The organism is Mesorhizobium amorphae (genome assembly GCF_014843845.1).
GTDB lineage: Bacteria > Pseudomonadota > Alphaproteobacteria > Rhizobiales > Rhizobiaceae > Mesorhizobium > Mesorhizobium amorphae_A.
The window spans coordinates 1-18440 of record NZ_JHQS01000004.1 but is presented as its reverse complement, the minus strand read 5'-3'; the positions used below and the strand labels follow the sequence as shown (position 1 = coordinate 18440).

The 18440-nt window shown below is 58.9% G+C and carries 20 protein-coding genes and 3 pseudogenes; 15 read left to right on the top strand and 8 right to left on the bottom strand.

Annotation, left to right across the window (positions count from 1 at the left end; translation table 11 throughout):
* Nucleotides 1–61: 61 nt before the first annotated feature.
* Nucleotides 62–292 carry a hypothetical protein gene (locus DH08_RS00555; protein WP_192177403.1) on the bottom strand — a complete coding sequence of 77 codons (231 nt, stop codon included), beginning with the start codon at nt 290–292 and terminating at the stop codon, nt 62–64.
* Between the two features lie 318 nt (nt 293–610).
* On the opposite strand from DH08_RS00555, the gene DH08_RS00550 reads away from it, so the two are divergent.
* On the top strand, nt 611–979 hold the full coding sequence (locus DH08_RS00550) for a hypothetical protein (protein WP_192177402.1): 369 nt from the start codon (nt 611–613) through the stop codon (nt 977–979).
* Nucleotides 980–1053: 74 nt separating this feature from the next.
* Here DH08_RS00550 and DH08_RS00545 read toward each other — a convergent pair whose 3' ends face one another.
* The 5 genes from DH08_RS00545 to DH08_RS00520 all read right to left on the bottom strand — a co-directional run bounded on the left by DH08_RS00545 (nt 1054) and on the right by DH08_RS00520 (nt 5463).
* Nucleotides 1054–1338: a copper-binding protein gene (locus tag DH08_RS00545; RefSeq protein ID WP_192177401.1), complete on the bottom strand. Its 285-nt coding sequence runs from the start codon at nt 1336–1338 to the stop codon at nt 1054–1056.
* 26 nt (nt 1339–1364) lie between these two features.
* On the bottom strand, nt 1365–1853 hold the full coding sequence (locus DH08_RS00540; protein WP_192177400.1) for a cupredoxin domain-containing protein: 489 nt from the start codon (nt 1851–1853) through the stop codon (nt 1365–1367).
* Nucleotides 1854–1896: 43 nt separating this feature from the next.
* Nucleotides 1897–3255: a multicopper oxidase family protein gene (locus tag DH08_RS00535; protein WP_192177399.1), complete on the bottom strand. Its 1359-nt coding sequence runs from the start codon at nt 3253–3255 to the stop codon at nt 1897–1899.
* Nucleotides 3256–3271: 16 nt separating this feature from the next.
* Complete coding sequence (locus DH08_RS00530; RefSeq protein WP_192177398.1) at nt 3272–4729, bottom strand: TolC family protein; 1458 nt, start codon at nt 4727–4729, stop codon at nt 3272–3274.
* Between the two features lie 314 nt (nt 4730–5043).
* On the bottom strand, nt 5044–5463 hold the full coding sequence (locus tag DH08_RS00520) for a hypothetical protein (protein ID WP_192177396.1): 420 nt from the start codon (nt 5461–5463) through the stop codon (nt 5044–5046).
* Nucleotides 5464–5609: 146 nt separating this feature from the next.
* Here DH08_RS00520 and DH08_RS00515 point away from each other — a divergent pair, with 146 nt between their 5' ends.
* Nucleotides 5610–5825 carry a hypothetical protein gene (locus tag DH08_RS00515; protein WP_192177395.1) on the top strand — a complete coding sequence of 72 codons (216 nt, stop codon included), beginning with the start codon at nt 5610–5612 and terminating at the stop codon, nt 5823–5825.
* A gap of 229 nt (nt 5826–6054) precedes the next feature.
* On the opposite strand, the gene DH08_RS00510 is transcribed toward DH08_RS00515, so the two are convergent.
* Nucleotides 6055–6546, bottom strand: coding sequence for a hypothetical protein (locus DH08_RS00510; protein WP_210328485.1), 492 nt, complete (start codon nt 6544–6546; stop codon nt 6055–6057).
* Nucleotides 6547–6553: 7 nt separating this feature from the next.
* Nucleotides 6554–7690 (bottom strand): HigA family addiction module antitoxin, encoded by a 1137-nt coding sequence (locus tag DH08_RS00505; protein WP_192177394.1) that lies wholly within the window; start codon nt 7688–7690, stop codon nt 6554–6556.
* 114 nt (nt 7691–7804) lie between these two features.
* Here DH08_RS00505 and DH08_RS00500 point away from each other — a divergent pair, with 114 nt between their 5' ends.
* The 13 genes and pseudogenes from DH08_RS00500 to DH08_RS00455 all read left to right on the top strand — a co-directional run.
* Entirely contained in the window at nt 7805–8689 is an 885-nt protein-coding gene (locus tag DH08_RS00500; RefSeq protein ID WP_192177393.1) for a helix-turn-helix domain-containing protein, read from the top strand.
* Nucleotides 8686–9069, top strand: a complete 384-nt coding sequence (locus tag DH08_RS00495; protein WP_192177427.1) for a YkvA family protein — start codon at nt 8686–8688, stop codon at nt 9067–9069. Before DH08_RS00500 ends, DH08_RS00495 begins: the two co-directional genes overlap by 4 nt.
* Before the next feature lie 588 nt (nt 9070–9657).
* Nucleotides 9658–11571: a potassium transporter Kup gene (locus tag DH08_RS00490; RefSeq protein WP_192177392.1), complete on the top strand. Its 1914-nt coding sequence runs from the start codon at nt 9658–9660 to the stop codon at nt 11569–11571.
* Between the two features lie 143 nt (nt 11572–11714).
* Entirely contained in the window at nt 11715–12236 is a 522-nt protein-coding gene (locus tag DH08_RS35970) for a hypothetical protein (RefSeq protein WP_246800633.1), read from the top strand.
* Nucleotides 12190–12300: pseudogene (locus DH08_RS37030) on the top strand (DUF4118 domain-containing protein); the annotation flags it as partial. The gene DH08_RS35970 and the pseudogene DH08_RS37030, both read left to right, overlap by 47 nt.
* Nucleotides 12301–12405: 105 nt before the next feature.
* Nucleotides 12406–12828 (top strand): hypothetical protein, encoded by a 423-nt coding sequence (locus DH08_RS00485; protein ID WP_345892322.1) that lies wholly within the window; start codon nt 12406–12408, stop codon nt 12826–12828.
* Between the two features lie 83 nt (nt 12829–12911).
* Nucleotides 12912–14415, top strand: a pseudogene (locus DH08_RS37270) (amino acid permease).
* Nucleotides 14416–14941: 526 nt separating this feature from the next.
* On the top strand, nt 14942–15133 hold the full coding sequence (gene tnpB, locus DH08_RS00475) for an IS66 family insertion sequence element accessory protein TnpB (protein WP_345892321.1): 192 nt from the start codon (nt 14942–14944) through the stop codon (nt 15131–15133).
* Nucleotides 15120–15290 carry a hypothetical protein gene (locus DH08_RS37025; protein WP_345892325.1) on the top strand — a complete coding sequence of 57 codons (171 nt, stop codon included), beginning with the start codon at nt 15120–15122 and terminating at the stop codon, nt 15288–15290. Before tnpB ends, DH08_RS37025 begins: the two co-directional genes overlap by 14 nt.
* 13 nt (nt 15291–15303) lie before the next feature.
* On the top strand, nt 15304–15642 hold the full coding sequence (locus DH08_RS00470; protein ID WP_192177391.1) for a transposase: 339 nt from the start codon (nt 15304–15306) through the stop codon (nt 15640–15642).
* 21 nt (nt 15643–15663) lie between these two features.
* Nucleotides 15664–15801 (top strand): annotated as a pseudogene (locus DH08_RS00465) (IS66 family transposase zinc-finger binding domain-containing protein); the annotation flags it as partial.
* The gene (locus DH08_RS35950; RefSeq protein WP_246800629.1) at nt 15798–15998 is read left to right on the top strand and encodes a hypothetical protein; all 201 of its coding nucleotides are present in this window, start codon (nt 15798–15800) and stop codon (nt 15996–15998) included. The pseudogene DH08_RS00465 and the gene DH08_RS35950, both read left to right, overlap by 4 nt.
* A 128-nt stretch (nt 15999–16126) precedes the next feature.
* The coding region (locus DH08_RS00455) for a diguanylate cyclase domain-containing protein (protein ID WP_192177389.1) at nt 16127–18440 on the top strand (2314 nt) is incomplete at its 3' end.

Here is an 18440-nt window from a genome sequence, read left to right as displayed (position 1 = left end):
TCTATGGCATATGGTGCAGCGCAAGAAAAGAGCCTTGACGAGGGGGTCAGTTTGAAAAAATTCAGCGTTTTGGTTTTATCAACCGCGCTTCTCGCATGAGCGACGACCAATTGACGGTGCCCAAAAGGCTGACAATCTCGCGAGCCTGCTCTTGGGTGATGCCTGTTTCTTTGATTAGCCGCATAATCACTGGGTCGTCCAGCGGCCCGTCCACCGATTGGAGTTTATTGGGCTCGTCCGCCATCCACAGACCCTCTAAACCGCTAACGCTGCCATCCGGATGAGGTTCCATCGCGGCATTCTTATGCATCGCTTGTACGGGCCGCGCACTACAGGTCGCTCGGCTTCCTTCGCCTCGATCAGCGCCACGATGACCCACTACCGCCTTGAGCGCTCACGTTTCAGTCAGGGTGATGCGGTCATTCGCTAGGGCCTGCGCTGCCGGCATGGCCGGGGCACGTAGAAAGGACGGCGGGCGGCCTGCCAGCATATGGCGCGCGTAAGCAATCAGCGCAGCGTCGCCATCGGCGTGGCCCAATACCGGCACAGAGATCCGATTCGAACATAGATGCGATAGGTGATAGTATCGTTCGATCCTCGGGAGGAGGACATGCGCGCCATTGCATTTTTTGCCGGCGTTTTGGTGGCTACGCCCTCGATAGCAGCGGAGCAACTGGTCTTTTACGCTGCCACGTTTCCAGATGCCACGTCGGTCCAGCTCAGCGTCCTAGATAATAGCATTTCGCAAGATGGGGACTACGACTTTGACGTCGCTATTGGCTTAGTCGAGACTGACGCGAGCGGCGCCATCAGGTATGAAGATACCGGCAGGCATCTTGCACGTGTTCGCTGTAATTATCCCGCCTATGTGAGCGTGGGCACTCGAAAATATCCTATGGCTATGCCTTTGAATCTCTCCAACCATGATGATTGGAAAGAAAATCTCTGGGTAACATTCTGCGCGGCCCCCTCATCCTGACACCCGTGCTCATGGCATTGCCCGATCGGACCATGGCCGCGGGTTGATTTTCAACCCGCGGCGCTAGTCCCGGATCACTTGATACCAGTGACCGTGATGCGTCCGTTGACGCGGTCGGCTGTGAACTCGATCGCCTGACCCGATTTGACCTTCTTGAGCATGCCGTCCTCCGCGACGACGAACACCATCGTCATCGCGGGCATGTCGAGATTCGTCAGCGGCTCATGTTTGATCGTCAGCTTTTTCTGTTTGGCGTCGACCTTGATAACTTCGCCTTTGACGTATTCCTGCGCGAGAGCGCTGCCGCCGATGGCGAGCGCGAGCGCGAACGTCGAGAGTACTTTTACCAATAGCGTCATGGTTGCTTCCTTTGCGTTTTTCGAACTCAGTTGGCGACGGTGATATCGCCCTTCATGCCGGAATCGTAGTGACCCGGGACCAGGCAGGCGAAACCGAATTCGCCGGCATTGGCGAAGGTCCAGATGATCTCGCCCCTGGCGCCGGGCGCCAGTCGGATCGAGTTGGGATCGGCGTGCTCCATCTCTGGGAACTTTTCCATCAGCGCCTTGTGCTCCATGATCCCTTCATGGACGTCCATGACGAATTCGTGGTCGATTTTGCCTTTGTTGACGAATTTCAGGCGAACGGTCTCGCCCTTCTTCACCTTGAGCACAGCCGGTTGGAACAACATCGTCCCGTCGTCCTTCTCCGACATGGAGATGTTGACAGTCCGCTTGGCCTTGCCGGCCTCACCAGGGTTGCCGATCGGCATTGTGCCAGCTTTGTCGCCATGGCCTCCGGCGTGCGTTCCACTGGCAAGAGCTGCTCCGGAACTGACCGCCATCAAAACGGCCGCTGCGATTACATGTTTCATGCTGCACACTCTCTCATTGTTGAGGTTGAGGGGGTTCGGTTTCTCATCCCTGTTTGCCGTGACCGCCGTGCACTGCCGGAGCCATCGTTTTTGCGTCGCCTGACTTTGTGGGAGATGGAACATCACCGGTCCACTCGTAGGCCACGGTTCCTTCCGGATGTTTGTACCATCCGGGATCGGTGTAATCGTTCGCGGACAGGCCCTCGCGCACCTTCACCACCGAGAACATGCCGCCCATCTCGATGGGCCCGAACTGGCCCCAGCCGGTCATCATCGGGACCGTGTTGTCGGGGAGCGGCATCTCCATCTCGCCCATGTCGGCCATGCCGCGGTCACCCATCGCCATATATTCGGGCTGGACCCGACGGATCTTGTCGGTGACCTTCGAGTTATCGACGCCGATGAACGTGGGCACGTCGTGGCCCATGGCGTTCATTGTGTGGTGCGATTTATGACAATGGATCGCCCAGTCGCCCTCGTATTTGGCTTCGAACTCATATGCCCGCATGGCGCCGACTGGAATGTCGATCGACACCTCCGGCCACCGCGCCTCCGGTCGGACCCAGCCGCCATCGGTACAGGTCACCTCGAAGTCGTAGCCATGCATGTGGATCGGATGATTGGTCATCGTCAGGTTGCCAACGCGGACCCTGACCCGGTCGTTTTTCGCCACTGGAAGATGACTGATCCCCGGAAAGATGCGGCTGTTCCAGGCCCAGAGATTGAAGTCCGTCATCTCCATGATGCGCGGGACGTACGACCCCGGTTCGATGTCGAAGGCGTTCAGCAGGAACACGAAATCGCGGTCCACTCGCATGAATTTCGGATCTTTGGGATGAATGACGAAGAAGCCCATCATGCCCATGGCCATCTGGACCATTTCGTCGGCGTGCGGGTGGTACATGAATGTGCCGCTCTTCACGAGGTCGAACTCGTAGACGAAGGTCTTGCCGGGTGGGATGCCGGGCTGGGTAAGACCGGTCACGCCGTCCATGCCGTTTGGCAGGATCATGCCGTGCCAGTGGATGGTGGTGTGCTCGGGAAGCTTGTTGGTCACGAAGATGCGGACACGGTCGCCTTCGACCGCTTCGATCGTCGGGCCCGGCGACTGCCCGTTGTATCCCCACAGATAAGCAGTCGAGCCTGGCGCCAACTCCCGCTCGACCGGCTCGGCGACGAGGTGGAATTCCTTCACACCGTTGTTCATGCGGTGCGGCAACGTCCAGCCGTTGAGCGTCACCACCGGCTGGTAGTCCGGGCCGCTCGTCGGAAATATCGGTGGCTGCATGTCCGGGGACTCCATTACCGCCGCGTCCGGCAAGCCCATCGCCGAGGTCTTGGTCCATGCCGTGGCGCTGGCGAGCAGGGCTCCCGCGCTTAGCAACTGACGTCTTGAAAGCATTTTCTTCTCCTTGAGTTCAGTGGCCTTCGGCGCCCGCTTCGGCTACGGCCGGTGCGTCACCGCCCCCGGGCGAGCTTGCGCCGCCACCATGGATGGCGGTTCCGAGATTGACGTCGGCCAGCCAGAAATTGCGCTTGGCGTTGAGGGAAAGCATGATCGAGCTGATCTTCGCGCGGGTGTCCGCCAGAAGCTCGAACGTGTTGGTGATCATGCCGTTGTAGGTGAGGACCGACTCCGCCTCGATCTTTATTCGCAGTGGCACAACACTGTTGCGATAGTGCCGAGCAATGTCATAGGTCGAGCGGTAGGCGTCATAGGCGGACCTGGCCTCGGACCGGATGTTGACCGCCTTTTCCGCCATCCGGTTTGCGGCTTGCATGTAGGCAAGCTCGGCCTTGCGCATGCGGGCCTTGCCGGTATCGAAAATCGGAATGACAAACTCGAGCTCAAGAGTGGGTGCGACACTCGTCTCCGTTCCGCCCTCCTCCGACTCCTCCCGTTCCACCTCCGCGCCGGAAAGGAGTTCCAGGTCGCTGACGTAGCGCGTCGCCTCGGTGAGACCATAGGATTTCGCCAACGCTTCCAGCTCAAGCTTCGCGACCTCAAGGTCGACGCGGTTTTTTAGCGCCTCCGCCTCGATCGCGCGTTTGGCCTTGGCGCCTTTCGGCAGGGCTGGAAGCGTGTTGGGGACTGAGTAGTCGACGTCCGGTCCCCATAGACCCATCAGCCGGGTAAGCTGTTCCTTGGCGGTCCGCGCGGCGAGCCGCGCCTCCGCCGCCTGACCGGTGATCTCGGCATAGAAGACATGTTCGCGGGCTTGGCCGGTCTTTGTGAAGGCTCCGGTCTCCCCAAGTTTTTGAGCGAGTTCCGAGGCCGCGTCGGCGGCGGCTTGCGCCTTGTTCAAATAGGAAACGCTCTCCCAGGCCGAGACAGCATTGATCCAGGCCCGCCGCGTGTCTGCGGCCAGTCGTAGCGTTTCTTCGGCGGCGCGGAGCTGGGCCTGACGGAAGCGCGTATCCGCGACCGCGACGCGCCGCTGACGGGTCGCCAGCGCAAGGATGTTGCTGACCACCGCCCCCTCGATCGTCCGCACAGGATCGACGCCGATCATGCCGACCGAGATCGTCGGATTGGCGAGCATCGTTTCCTGCCACACATCGGCCGCCGACAGGCCGATCTCGGCGTAGGCGGCCTGCAAGCCCTTGTTGTTGAGCAGGGCGACCTGCACCGCAACGTCCGGACCAATGATCCTTTTCTGCACCAGGCTCTTTACTTGCGCGGAGAGAGCCTGCGCGTCCTCGCGAGATTGCACCCAAGCCGTTCTCTTACCGGTCACAGCTCCGGCGCGTGCCGTCACTGTCGTGAAGCCGGCGACGGGGTCGGAAACGTCATCAAGGGCAGCGGTGGTGGTACATCCGGCAGCTATCAGCGGGATGGCCATGGCCGCAGCTATGTTCAGGAACCGGCGCTTCATGATCCGGCTCCCGTTTTTGCAGGGGAGCGTTCTTCATTGAGACGCCGCCAGTTCCGTGGATCGACGGGCTCCCGCTGGTGATAATTGGCGACGACCGGGTGATAGTGCGTATCACGGATGCCCATCACGGGATCAGCCGGATTGAAAGCTGGAAGGACGGTCGGTGGGGTGGTTACCGCGCATCCGGCAACCAAAAGCGATGCGAGCATCGCGAGGCTTGCGAATTTCATTGTAGACCTGAAGCTAAACGTGTGCGTTAGGCAGCGCCGGAACGGATCCGCACGCTGCGCGCGAACGCCCTCGATGGGGCGGCGTCAGTTCAGGTGTCTGGGAGGCCTTATGTGCGCCGTATACTCGCCGCCCGGCAACACTTCGGCAACGACAGGCGGAAAGCAGCGGGTGACAACGTGGCCCAGCTCAGGACAGTCGACCGGCACTGCATACACCTGCGCGCAGTGGACCTCGCAGCTCTCATCTGCCGATTTCTCACCACCGTGATGTTTCTTGTCCACAGCCGTTTTGGCCGCTGCAGCCGCATCCTTGTGGTCGCCAACGCCGGTGTCGTGCGCAGATTCTTCGACCTGGAGTGTCACCCCGGAGTCGCCATGAAAACCGGTGGCGTTCGCGTTTGCGAAAAGGCTTGGCTGGAGAGATGACAAGACCAGAAACACGACCGCAAGCATCGCGCGGAGCGGCGCAATTCCTGCGATCGAGAGGCGGCGGAGGCGTTTCATGGGAACTCTTGGGACAATTGTTCGCGCCGTTTGTCAAGACCAGCTGGCATCGGGTAGTGGGTCAGTTTGAAATTTAACGGGATGCAATATGCATTTCACATATCGGCCCGGCCTCCTATATGCTGACGGAAAGCATGAGGAGTTCGATGGGCTGGCGCGAAGATATGATCAGTCATCACAAGGACGAAATCGAGTACATGCAAGCGAGCATCCGACTAATGCGTGCTGGCACAGCGACGATTGGCAAGGCCTTTCCAAGCGGAAGGCTCACCAGCCTAAACGACGACGTCATCTCCCACTATGAACGAACGATTGAGGCGCTTCAAAAGATGGTCACGAGCTTGGAGGCGAAGGATTACTGATGCCCACCGGCCCTAAAGCCCCCAAGCGCCCGCGCGACCCTAACCAGTTGGCGAAGTCCATTGTCGATCTGGCGACTGATAACGTTGGCGAGCAACCGCTTAAGTCGAGCGCGGAAAAGCGCGCTTCCACGGCAGGCAAAAAAGGTGGGCCGGCTCGCGCGAAAGCGCTTAGCCCCGAGCAGCGCGCTCGGATTGCATCTGTAGCTGCCCAAGCCAGATGGAAGAAGGACTAGGCCGCTTTGGGATTGTCATCCATGCTGGCGAAACGAAGTTCCAAGTCGAATTCCATGTCGGCCGGAAGAAGCTCCACATGCTGTTCGCCCGGGCGTTGGTCATTCCAGTGGACCTGATCCAGCCGCAACTGCACCATGTCGCCGACACTCTGCTCTCGTCGCATTACGCACGCTTTGCGGAAGCTTTCAGGCTTGGCCTTTGGGTCATCGATATCGATGTATGAGAAAGACAACTGCCCCTCAGCATTGTGTTTTGGAACCGCGTGATAGCCACGATAGGGACGGCCAGTTTTCTTATCGTGGCGGATATCCTGGCGCGCCGCGTCCTTAAACAATTGCGCCAACCGATCCTGCTCAGTGATCGGCGGTGGCGCTTTCCAGCCCATTTTCATAGCCAGTCGCGCGACGTCATCCATATTAATTTCTGATTCGCTTGTGACGTCCATCCAGTGGCGGATGAACTTCTGGCGCTCTGCTACCTTCGACATGTTTGCCTCATTCACCTAGTGGGTAAACATCGCCCCACCCATCGATCGCAACGCCAGTTCCTAAGTGGACCCGGATGTTTGCCAGATATTGCCGAAACCGCTCATAGCGGCCAGTCCGATGCTGAAGTTGGCCGGCGACGACGCCGGGATGAACGCCAAGTATTTTGGCGAAGCCTGTAAGATCGCGCTCAGAGAAGAACGGCGCTTTGCGCGCGATGAACGCGTCCATCTTCGCGCTCGGCACGCAAAAGTCTTGAGCGGCTTTGTTGGCGAGGCGTTCTTCCTCGGGAATGTCGAGGCCCTGACCAGCCTTGGCGCCTTCCAGTTCGGTGTCGAGGACCATTGCGGCACGACCGTGACCAAGAAGAACGTGTTCGCATTCATGGCGCAAAACGAACCAAAAATTGTCGATCCGGTCATGGCGCAATGACAAACCTATAACTGGGGATTGGTCATCAAGCCAGAAGCAGACCCCATCGATTTTTGCAGATGGTAGGGATTCGACGATCACAAAACGCACGCCGCAATCAGCAAGAATACGTGGGGTATGTCGAACTTCTTCGGGAGCCGTCATAAGCGCGTGGAGCTTAGGCAAGGCGCGTTCGAGCGCCGCTTGCGAATATCTCGGCACCATCAATTCGCTTGCTATCGCCTTGACCCTGTATAGCCACGCAAGTTGCGCTGGGGTCGGGTCCGCATTTACCTGTGTCTTGCGGGCCGCATGGGGCAGCAGGATATCAATTTCGCCGGTCGTCTCAGCAGCAAAAAATCCCCGCAATTCGGCTTCGACGGCATTTAGGTCTTGAAAGTCTTCGGTCTTGATCCAGCCGCGCTTGCCCATCGCTGCAATCGGAAGGTCGCCAAAAAGGGTAGCGCGGGATGCGCGGCTGCGATCTGGTTTGTTGGCTATGCGCGCTACCGCTAAGTCGTACTTCCTTTGCAGTTCGAGAAACTGCTCGGCGGGAACGCTGAAAACGTCTTCGAGCGCAAGGGCCGTTTCAGTGGTCACGGCACTCTTACCCGCGATAATTTTGTTGATCGTGCTTTCGTCTTTTTCGAGCACAACCGCGAGCGCCCTTTTCGACCACCCACGGTGATGCAAAAGGTCGGCGATGAATTGGCCAGGTGTTGTGTAATCAGACATCTCAGTATCCCTCTTAAAGTCGCCACCCTAGCCGGTCAAGTGTTAGCTTGCGCCTAAAGTCAAACTGACCCTTAATGCTTGACTTACCCTCGAAGACATGCGATGACATGTCCTATGAACAAGCTCGACACCAAGACCCGCTCGCAAATCCTGCACATGCTTTGTGAAGGCCAATCGATCCGCGCCATCACGCGCGTCATGGGCATGAGCAAGAACACCGTTGCCAAGCTCCTTTCGGACGCTGGCGCGGTGTGTGCCGAGTATCAGGACCAGGCCCTTCGCAACCTGACCAGCAAGCATATTCAGGTCGATGAAATCTGGTCGTTCACCTACGTCAAGCAGAAGAACGTTGCGACGGCAAAAGCTGCCCCGGAAGGCGCGGGCGACACTTGGACGTGGACGGCCATCGATGCCGACACCAAGCTTGTCATGTCGTGGCTGGTCGGCGGGCGCGACAGTGAATACGCAATGGCGTTCATGGATGATCTTTCGCGCCGCCTCGCAAATCGTGTCCAGCTGACCAGCGACGGCCACAGGGCCTATCTGGAGGCTGTCGAAGGTGCCTTCGGCGGCGACATCGACTACGCCATGCTGATCAAGCTCTATGGCGCTTCGCCTGACAGCGCTAAGGACCGTTATAGCCCCGCCGAATGCACTGGCGCGCGGAAAGAGCGGATCGAAGGCAATCCGGACATCAAGCATGTCAGCACGTCATTTGCGGAACGCCAGAACCTAACCATGCGGATGCATATGCGCCGCTTCACGCGCCTGACCAATGGCTTTTCCAAGAAGGTGGAAGCACTCGCCAACGCCGTGGCGCTTCACTTCATGTACTACAATTTTGTCCGAATCCATGCGACCCTGCGCATGACCCCGGCGATGGCCGCTGGTGTGACTGGCAAGCTTTGGGAGATCGCCGACATCGTGTCGCTGATCGAAGCGAAGGAATCCGAAAAGCCTGTCGTACGCGGCTCTTACAAGAAGCGAGCTATAGCCTGACCATTATCAACTCTGGGAAACAGCGGGCGCGAACGATCCAGCGAGACGTTGTGGCGCTTTGGTTAGCTGCCCGTGATCCGCGTGTACCTTGGTACGCGAAAGTTGTGGCCGGTGCTGTTGCCGCCTATGCGCTGAGTCCGATTGATCTCATCCCCGACTTCATTCCGGTGCTCGGCTATTTGGATGACATCATCATCGTGCCGCTCGGCATCCTGCTAGCGGTCAAGCTGGTCCCGCCCGAACTCATGGCAGAGTTCCGCGCCGAAGCGACGCGGCGCGACAAGCCGACAAGCCGAGCCGGCCTTGCGGTCATCGTTGCTCTATGGATTGTTGCGGCGGTCTTTCTGGTTTGGCTGTTCTGGCCAAATCACGGCATCTAGACTAGCGTCCATCAAACAATCGAGCGGGAGCGGCGAATGACCGATTGGCGGACTGTCTTGGCGATGGGAGCGGTGATCGTCGGCGTTGCGGTCCTGATCGTTATTGTGGTCGGCTTGCTTACTGGCCACTACCCCACTGCCCAAATTTCAAACTGACCCATTACCTGGCATCGACTTGTTGCGCTGCAACCAAATGTGAACGCGAATCATGTCTCGCCTGAGCCGCGCGCGGCTGGCCTGAAACGTAACATGGAAAAAATGAGCGACTGCGCACCAGCCCAGTTGAGAGTAGTAGAAGGCCGTGATGTGGCCAAGTGACCGCATATCCGAAGATGAGGTCAACCGCTTCATCGACGGCGAACTGACCCAGCCTCAGAGATCTGACCTCCAGGCGCGCCAGGCGCCGCACAATCGAGAACGGCGTTTCTCGGTGAGCGCGACTGTAACAGAATGGGTTGACAGCGGAGAGTCCCGCGTGTCGCATGGCCGCACAAGTCAGCCGCTTTGCAAAGCAGCCATAGCTGTATTGCGTTTGGGCGGGCTGCTTATGTGGGCACAGCCAAGCAAAACGCCAGGGGGCGACATTTCATGGACTTTGCCAACACTGGTAACGGCGTAGGGCCAGGAGAAGACGCCGATCCCCCCAAAACTGAGCCACAAAGCACAAAGCTGTTGATGCTTGGAGCGCTCGGCGTCGTCTATGGAGATATCGGCACCAGTCCCATTTATGCATTTCGCGAGGCGCTGCATGCGACCGAGGGGCCCGTATCGCGCGCCGATGTGCTCGGTGTGTTGTCGCTCATCGTTTGGGCGCTGACGATCATTGTAACGATCAAATATGTCGCCTTCGTGCTGCGCGCCGACAACAAGGGAGAGGGCGGAACGCTATCCCTTATGTCACTTGCTCGCACTGCGTATCCGAAGGGTGCACCCATCATCCTAGCGATCGGGATTTGTGGAGCGGCGCTTTTCTTTGGCGATTCCATCATAACGCCAGCAATCTCGGTCCTGTCGGCGGTGGAGGGCTTGGAGGTAATAACCCCTGCGCTCGACGCTTATGTTGTTCCCATCACACTGGTCATCCTGGCCATCCTGTTTTCTGTTCAACGCTTCGGAACCGGCAAAGTGGCAGCCGTGTTCGGCCCGGTTACCGCGGTTTGGTTTATTGCTATTGGTGTTGCCGGGCTTTCGCATCTGATTGATGATCCGTCGGTGCTGCTGGCAATCAATCCATACTACGCGCTAGCATATCTCGCCGGGGAGCCAGCCGGTGTATTCGTGACCGTCGGCGCTGTCTTCCTGGTGGTCACGGGCGCGGAAGCCCTCTATGTCGACCTTGGACATTTTGGGCGCAGGCCCATCGTGCTCGCCTGGTTCTCCATAGTATTTCCATGCCTGTTGCTCAATTATTTCGGGCAAGGTGCATTCGTGCTGGCCAATGGCGGGAAGCCGGACAATCCGTTCTTCCAGATGCTGCCCGAATGGGCGCTCATGCCAATGGTTGGCCTGGCGACGGCTGCCACGGTGATCGCAAGCCAAGCGGTGATTTCGGGCGCTTTTTCGCTGACCAGGCAGGCCGTACAGCTCAATCTCCTGCCCAGAATTGAGGTTCAGCATACATCGGAAATGCAGTCCGGCCAGATCTACATGCCACGGGTCAACCTGCTCATCGCTCTGGCGGTTATGCTTCTCGTGGTGGGTTTCGGCAGTTCGAGTTCGCTGGCTTCGGCCTATGGGATATCCGTAACAGGCGAGATGCTGATGACGACGATTCTGTTATTCGTCGTGATGAGGTGGATGTGGAACTGGCAGCTCAGGGTGGCGGTTGCACTGGTCATTCTGTTCGGCATTATTGATACAGGGTTCTTCCTTGCCAATGTCGTGAAGATCCTGGAAGGCGGCTGGGTCTCGATTATGGCCGCCTGCGTCATGGGACTGATCATGGCGACCTGGATCAGAGGCAGCCGCTATTTGTTCGACAAGACCCGCAGGAACGAGATCCCGCTCGATTTCCTCGCCGGAAACCTGTTGAAGAAGAAGCCCCATCTCGTATCAGGCACCGCAGTGTTCCTGACCAGCGATCCGCTCAGCACGCCGACCGCGCTCATGCACAGCCTGAAGCACTACAAGGTGCTGCATGAGCAGAACGTCATCCTTTCGGTGGTGACGGCGCCGCAGCCGGTGGTGCCCGACAGCGAACGTGTCAGGATGGAGACGGTCAACGAGTTGTTCATGCGGGTGACGCTGACCTTCGGCTATATGGAACAGCCCAACATCCCGCGCGCGCTGGCGATCTGCCGCAAGCAGGGCTGGAAATTCGACATCATGACGACGTCCTTCTTCCTGTCGCGGCGTTCGCTCAAGGCCTCTCCCAATTCCGGCATGCCGGTGTGGCAGGACAAGCTGTTCATCAATCTTGCGCGCACGGCTGCCGACGCAACAGAGTACTTTCAGATTCCGACCGGACGCGTGGTAGAGATCGGGATGCAATTGGCGGTCTAGTTCACGCGAGGTCCGCGTACAGGTCGACTGACCCAACGCTCTCACCTGGCGTCAGGTAGAGCGAGCATACTGCCTCACTGCGTTCCTTTGATGAGGAATAAGCCGATGCGTCTCGCGTTCCGATCGAATACTACATAGTCAGGATGGCGGCACCCGCCGCCGAGCGACCCACCGAAAGCAAGGTCGTCGGCTACCTTGCTGAACGGCCCATTTTCTCCGCTATCATAGATTCCTTCGGCGATCACTATCACTACGTCGGACTTGCGCCGCGCCTTGCAGACGGCCGGTACGATGTCGAATCACTCTCGCCTGGTGAATGGATTGTCGAGCCAGGATTGATCTACAGATCAGAGGACGGGGGAGTTGAACCGATGGCCGGTGCTACACCGAAGCTGCGAGGGGAAATCCCGCTGTTGCCGGATGCCGATCCGCTTTTGGCCTTGGTATCATGGGAGGCTGCGCCAGTAGCGCGGTATCTTGCTTCGTTTGGAATGACCGCCTTCGCAACGATCGTGGCTGTCGGCGTTGATAGCCGGGTGACGATCCCCAATATCTCCCTTATATTTGTGGTGCCGGTTATCATAGCGGCCGTTGGCCTGGGCTTAGGCCCCCTCTCTCATTTCGGCGATACTTGGCGCTCTCGCCTACAACTTCTTCCTCACTGAGCCTCGCTATACGCTGATCGTCGACGACCCGGCAAACGTCCGGGCGATCGGACTGCTTTTTGTGGTCGGACTTATCGTAAGTGCCGTTGCCTTTACTTCCCGTCGAAGAGCAACTGACGCGGCACTCCTGAGAAGGCAGGCGACAGTCCTGCAAGGCTGCAGCCGCGACGTGGTGGCGGCCGACGATACGAAGGCGATCGTCTCGATCACTGCCCAAGCTCTTGCAGCGCTCTTCCACGTCCCGGTCGTCGTCATTCTCGTTCTAGAGGGCAAAGTGGTGTCCGTCGAGAGCCTCGGCGACTTGGAGTCGCAGCACGCCGAAATCGAGGCAGCGCGATCGTCATTGGCGACGGGACTTTTCTCGCGCGCCGGAGTCTATCCCTCGCTGGCCTCGCGCTTTGACTTTTGGCCCTTGGCAACGTCAAAGGGCCAGGGTGCAGCCATTGGACTCGCATTCGACCCCGATGAACGGCCGTCGGCACCTGCCACGAACGTCGACATCGTGGGGTGTTTCTTAGCCCTGGCCCTTGACCGTCAGCTCTTCCGGGCCAGCCGCGATGCTCGCCCTAAACCCAAAGGGAGCGATAGATAGCATAGGCCGCATACCAATCGCTGCGGCCATTCAAACAGAGACACAACGGGAACTACCGATGAATTGACAACGGGGTCAGAACGATGGTCGGAGAATCCAAGAAACACGAAGGGGGCGTCTCCTATCACATTCCCGGTTCGGAATGTTTTGAAAAACGCGTGTTGAAGCGCCACGCTGGCGTCTTTTCGCTTTGGGCGCTTGGCGTCGGCGCCGTCATCTCGGGCGACTTTTCAGGCTGGAACCTTGGCTTCGCCGTCGGTGGTTGGGGCGGAATGTTCATAGGGACAGTTTTGATTGCCATCATGTATCTCGGCCTGACTTATTCTATCGCCGAGATGAGCCCAGCGCTGCCCCACACAGGTGGCGCGTATTCCTTTGCACGGACGGCTTTCGGTCCCTGGGGCGGCTTCATCACCGGAATTTGCGGAAAACATCGAGTATGTGCTCACGCCGGCGGTCGTGGTTTATTTCATAGGCACCTACATGACGGCCATCACTGGCACCCCAGACGCCTGGCAGCCGATCTGGTGGCTCATCGGCTACCTGATCTTTGTCGGGCTGAACGTGCGCGGTGTCGCTCTTTCCTTCGGGGTAACGGTCATCGTCACGCTCATTGCCCTGGCGATCCTGGTGTTCTCAGCGCGTTGGCGCCAGGACAGTTCGATTCGCCAAGAATGCTATGAATATCGGAATTGGACCGGATGGGGCGGCGGTGGCGCTGCCGGACGGAGGCGGGCCATTCCTGCCATTCGGTCTCAGGGGCATTTTCGCAGCGATGCCGTTCGCGGTCTGGCTATTCCTTGCCATCGAGCAATTGCCGCTTGCCTCCGAGGAATCGGTGGATCCTAAGCGCGATATGCCGAAAGGGATCATGCTCGGGATGTTCACACTCCTGGCCACTGGGTTCCTGATCCTTATTATCAACCCGTCGTTGCCCGACGGGGCGTTTGCGTACGGAACGTCCGGCGAGCCTATTCTTGATGGCTTCAGGGCCATCTACGGAACTGGCTGGGCAAAGGTCCTCGCGCTGTTCGCAGTCGCCGGACTTGTGGCGAGCTTCCACGCGATCATCTTCGCGTATGGACGACAGATCTATTCGCTTAGCCGCGCGGGCTACTTCCCGCATTTCCTCTCGGTAACCCACGGAGAGCATAAAACGCCTAATGTGGCGCTTGCTGCGGGATCGCTCGTGGGCTTCCTGGTGATGGTGGTGATCTGGTTCGCTCAGGGCGGCGAGGCAGCTGGCACGTATATTGGCGGCACGCTTCTGAACATGGCCGTGTTCGGCGCCATGTTCTCCTATCTTCTGCAGGGGCTGACCTTCAGTTGCGTCGCCGTTTCCCGCATATCGAGCGGCCCTGCAAGAGCCCCTTTGGCGTACTGGGAGCATGGCTGACCGTGATCATCGCCTTGATCACCATAGCATTTCAGCTCACCGACCCACTATACCGGCAGGGCATCATCGGCGTAGCGGTCTGGTACGGACTGGCAATTATCTATTTCGGCGCCTATGGCCGCAAGACCCTGGTCTATTCGCCGGAGGAGGAATTTGCCGTTAAGCAGCGGGAAGGCGCAGCCTCGATGTAAAGGCGCCCGAGCAACGCGCTCAGGCCAACAGACCACGCGAGGATATGTATCGAACCCCGCGCTCAGAACCGGCTACCGCAGCCTGGCCAACCGGCGTAGACTGATGCAAAAGGAGGCCGTGGCTTGCACTTTTGTGCGGGCCACGGCGTTCCGCACTTCAAAGAGTACGAAGCGGTTGGCCGAAGGGCCCGTGGCAGCGCCCTATTTGCTGGAGTGAAGCCTGTGATAGAGACTTGCGATTTCGACATCCTATCACCTGAGTTTCACGCAAATCCCTTCCCAACCCTGGATCGCATCCGGGCCGAAGGTCCGGTTGTTCGCATGAAGCTGCCAATTGTCGGGCGCACATGGCTCGCGGTAACACATGACGCCTGCGCAACATTGTTGAAAGATCATGAGAACTTCGCCCGCGACCCCGCTAGCGCGGGGAGCAGAACTCAGGCCCGAATACTGAAGTTCTTGCCGAGGACGATCAGTCTTCTGGCGCTGAACATGCTGGGCCACGACGATCCCGAGCATCACCGACATGAGGAAGGGCCTCGATGGGCTCGCCATGCTGGTGCAGGAGGTGCTGAAGAAGGACCTGTTCTCGGGCCATGTGTTCGCCTTCCGCGGCAAGAAGGCGTCGATGCTGAAGATCCTGCTCTGGGATGGCAATGGCCTGTGCCTGTTCACCAAGCGGCTCGACCAGGGCGTGGCCGGTGATGGCGGGCTTTGACGGCTCGATCACACTGACGCCGGCGCAGCTCGCCATGTTGATCGGGCATCGACTGGCGCGCGCCCGAACGGGTTTGGAAGCCTGCGCTGGCGGGCTGAAAAAGCGCCAAAATTCAGGCGGTTCAAGGCCGCAACGCTTGGGAATGAAGGTGTTTTGAAGTAAAATCGAGCATGCGGCTCGACCTTGCTGATTTGCCTTCCGACGTCGATCTCCTGCAGCGTCTCGTGCGCGAGATGGCGGCCGTCGTCGAGAGCCGCGACGGGGAGATTGAGCGTCTTCAACCGATCATCAAAAAGCTGCAGCGGGCGCAGTTCGGCCGCCACTCCGAGCGGCTCGATGCTGACCAGCTGGCGCTCGCTCTGGAAGATCTCGATGCCGATATCGCCCGCATCTGGGAGAGCAGGCCAGGTGCCGAGAAACTTCCTCCGGAGCGGCCGTCTCACCGCAAGCCGCTGCCCGATCACCTGCTGCGAGAGGATGTTGTTCTCGATATCGACCACACAGTGTGAGCGTGCTTTGGCGGCGCGCTTCATGCGATCGGCGAGAGCGTCAGCGAAATGCTCGACTGGGTTCCGGCACAGCTTCGCATCATCCGCTCCGTGCGCCCGAAATACGCTTGCCGGAGCGAAAAGCGGATCAGGAAACGCCGCGGTGCCGCCATGGGGTGAGCACGGACGTGCGCAACCGCGCTGTCCAGGCGTTCTGGGCCATGCACGTAGAAGCGATGAACTGGAGCGAAATGGGGGTGCGCGAGTACGCCGCGGCGCTGCAGACACTGGCGGCCAGCCGCATCGTTGTAGAACTGAGGCGGCTTGACGGATACCCCTCTCAACAGCCGGGCAGTATTGCAGATATCCAATTCTGACACCTTAAGTATTGAGACCGATTCATCCGCAGTTAACACATTTTGGCCAGTATCAGTTATACGCGCGCTTTCAGTCAGAAAGCGAGTTCGCTTGGCTTTCTCCAAGCGTCGAATCGGAGGAACTCTGTATGGTCACAAAACCATCCAGGCGAGCCGCCGAGGCACCTGAGTCGACCAATCTCGCCGCGCTGACAAAACTGGCGTCGGCTTCGTACGAAATGCTCGAGCGCGAACTTCGCGCCACGATCGCGACGCTCGAAAGCCAGGCGCTGCGATTTGAGACGGCAATCGACAATGTCTCGCAAGGCATCTGCTTTTTTGGTGCCGACGAACGGCTAATCCTTTGCAACCGGCGCTATGCGGAAATTTACCGCATAGCCCCCGATGAACTGCAGCCAGGGTTGACGCTGGGCGAAATCGTCGAGCGCCGCGTGGCCGCCGGGACGTCGGCGATGCCGGCCGACGCTTATCTGACGATGGCGCGGTCGGTCAATTCAAGCAATGCCTCGAGGATCTGGAGCGCCAAGCTCGCCGATGGTCGGACAATCCAGATCTGCCATCAACCGATGCCGGACGGGAGCTGGGTCGCCACGCATGAGGACATCACTGAACTGATCGCCAGTCGCCAGATCGTCGACGAGCGCATGTCGCTGCAAGCGCTGATCGACTGGGTGCCGGATTATCTGTGGGTCAAGGACACTGAAAGCCGCTTCGTCGTGGTCAACAGGGCCCTTGCGGCCGACAGCGGCCGCGAAAAAACCGACGCCATGATCGGGTTGACCGATTTTGATCTTCATGCCCCGGAAATGGCGCGGAAGTTTCGCGATATCGAGCAGAGGGTTCTACGCAGCGGAAAACCGATGATCGACGAGGAGGAGTTCATCGTCGATGCCTCGGGCGCCGGCAAATGGCTCTCGTCGACGAAGGTGCCGTTGCGCAATCTTGATAACGAAATTTTCGGTCTGGTCGGCATTGCCCACGACATCACCGCGCGCAAGCAGGCGGACGTGCTCCGGGACGGGCAGGCGCACATATTGGAAATGATCGCGATGAGCGCTCCCCTGGAAGATGTGCTCGACCGCCTTATGCGCCTCGTCGAGTCCCAGCTGACGGGAATATTCGGATCCGTATTGCTGCTTGACAAGGATGGTGGTCACTTGCGGCACGGCGCGGCGCCGAGCCTTGCAATGGACTATACGAGCGCGATCGACGGGATCGCAATCGGTCCCAACGTTGGATCTTGCGGAACCGCCGTCTACCGTCGGGAGCCGGTCATTGTCTCTGACATCATGCAGGATCCGCTTTGGGATGACTATCGCGAACTCGTGGCGCCCCACGGCTATCGTTCGTGCTGGTCGACCCCGATCCTGTCGCATCAGGGCGCCGTGTTGGGCGTGTTTGCGATGTATTCTATGACGGTGCGCGAACCGGGCGAGGCCGAGACCCTACTCATCAATTTCACCACGCGCATCGCCGGGATCGCCATCGAGCGCAAGCTGGCCGAAGACCAGATCCACTTCATGGCCAACCACGATGCGCTTACTGGCCTTCCCAATCGCGCCCTGCTCGAGGACCGGCTCTCGCAGGCTGTCCTCTACGCGCAGCGTTATGGCCGCTGGGTGACCGTGTTGTTCATCGATCTCGACAATTTCAAGTTGGTCAATGACACGCTCGGCCACAACGCCGGAGACGAACTGCTGAAGACTGTCGCCAACCGAATGGTCAAGTGTGTAAGGGCAACCGATACGGTCGTGCGACTTGGCGGCGACGAATTCGTCGTTGTCCTGTTCGACCAGCCGGCGAGCGTCGAGCTTATCTCCGAGATAGTTCAGAAGATCCGTGCAGTGATCGCGGAGCCGATTGAACTTGGAAAACATCGGCTGAGTGCCACGGCCAGCATCGGCGTCGCCAACTATCCCAAGGATGGGGCGAACTCGGATACGCTGCTGGCCAATGCCGATGCGGCCTTGTACCGCGCCAAGGAATTTGGCCGCGACAATTTCCAATTCTACGCGCCCGAGTTCAACACTAGGGCGCGTGAAAAGTTCGTGCTTCAGGAGGAAATGCGAAACGCACTGGCTCGTTCGGAATTCACCTTGCTCTATCAGCCGCAAATTGATCTTCGGTCAGGGCAGATCTTCGCGGTTGAGGCGTTGATACGCTGGCAGCATCCGACGCGAGGCACGGTGTCACCGGCCATTTTCATTCCGACGGCCGAGGAGACAGGCTTGATCGTGCCCATCGGCGATTGGGTTCTGCACGAAGCCTGTCGGCAGAACAAGGCCTGGCAGGACGCGGGTCTACCGCCCCTGATCGTCTGCGTGAATGTGTCGGCACGGCAATTCAGGGAAAGAAACCTGATTGGCCGTGTCGTGAATGCACTGAAGGACAGCGGCCTAGAGGCCAGATACCTCGAGCTGGAGGTGACGGAGAGCCTGATCA

Coding starts and splice junctions, on each gene's coding strand:
- DH08_RS00555 (WP_192177403.1), bottom strand. CDS start 292: ATGGAACCTCATCCGGATGGCAGCGTTAGCGGTTTAGAGGGTCTGTGG.
- DH08_RS00550 (WP_192177402.1), top strand. CDS start 611: ATGCGCGCCATTGCATTTTTTGCCGGCGTTTTGGTGGCTACGCCCTCG.
- DH08_RS00545 (WP_192177401.1), bottom strand. CDS start 1,338: ATGACGCTATTGGTAAAAGTACTCTCGACGTTCGCGCTCGCGCTCGCC.
- DH08_RS00540 (WP_192177400.1), bottom strand. CDS start 1,853: ATGAAACATGTAATCGCAGCGGCCGTTTTGATGGCGGTCAGTTCCGGA.
- DH08_RS00535 (WP_192177399.1), bottom strand. CDS start 3,255: ATGCTTTCAAGACGTCAGTTGCTAAGCGCGGGAGCCCTGCTCGCCAGC.
- DH08_RS00530 (WP_192177398.1), bottom strand. CDS start 4,729: ATGAAGCGCCGGTTCCTGAACATAGCTGCGGCCATGGCCATCCCGCTG.
- DH08_RS00520 (WP_192177396.1), bottom strand. CDS start 5,463: ATGAAACGCCTCCGCCGCCTCTCGATCGCAGGAATTGCGCCGCTCCGC.
- DH08_RS00515 (WP_192177395.1), top strand. CDS start 5,610: ATGGGCTGGCGCGAAGATATGATCAGTCATCACAAGGACGAAATCGAG.
- DH08_RS00510 (WP_210328485.1), bottom strand. CDS start 6,546: ATGTCGAAGGTAGCAGAGCGCCAGAAGTTCATCCGCCACTGGATGGAC.
- DH08_RS00505 (WP_192177394.1), bottom strand. CDS start 7,690: ATGTCTGATTACACAACACCTGGCCAATTCATCGCCGACCTTTTGCAT.
- DH08_RS00500 (WP_192177393.1), top strand. CDS start 7,805: ATGAACAAGCTCGACACCAAGACCCGCTCGCAAATCCTGCACATGCTT.
- DH08_RS00490 (WP_192177392.1), top strand. CDS start 9,658: ATGGACTTTGCCAACACTGGTAACGGCGTAGGGCCAGGAGAAGACGCC.
- DH08_RS35970 (WP_246800633.1), top strand. CDS start 11,715: ATGGCGGCACCCGCCGCCGAGCGACCCACCGAAAGCAAGGTCGTCGGC.
- tnpB (WP_345892321.1), top strand. CDS start 14,942: ATGAGGAAGGGCCTCGATGGGCTCGCCATGCTGGTGCAGGAGGTGCTG.
- DH08_RS37025 (WP_345892325.1), top strand. CDS start 15,120: ATGGCGGGCTTTGACGGCTCGATCACACTGACGCCGGCGCAGCTCGCC.
- DH08_RS00470 (WP_192177391.1), top strand. CDS start 15,304: ATGCGGCTCGACCTTGCTGATTTGCCTTCCGACGTCGATCTCCTGCAG.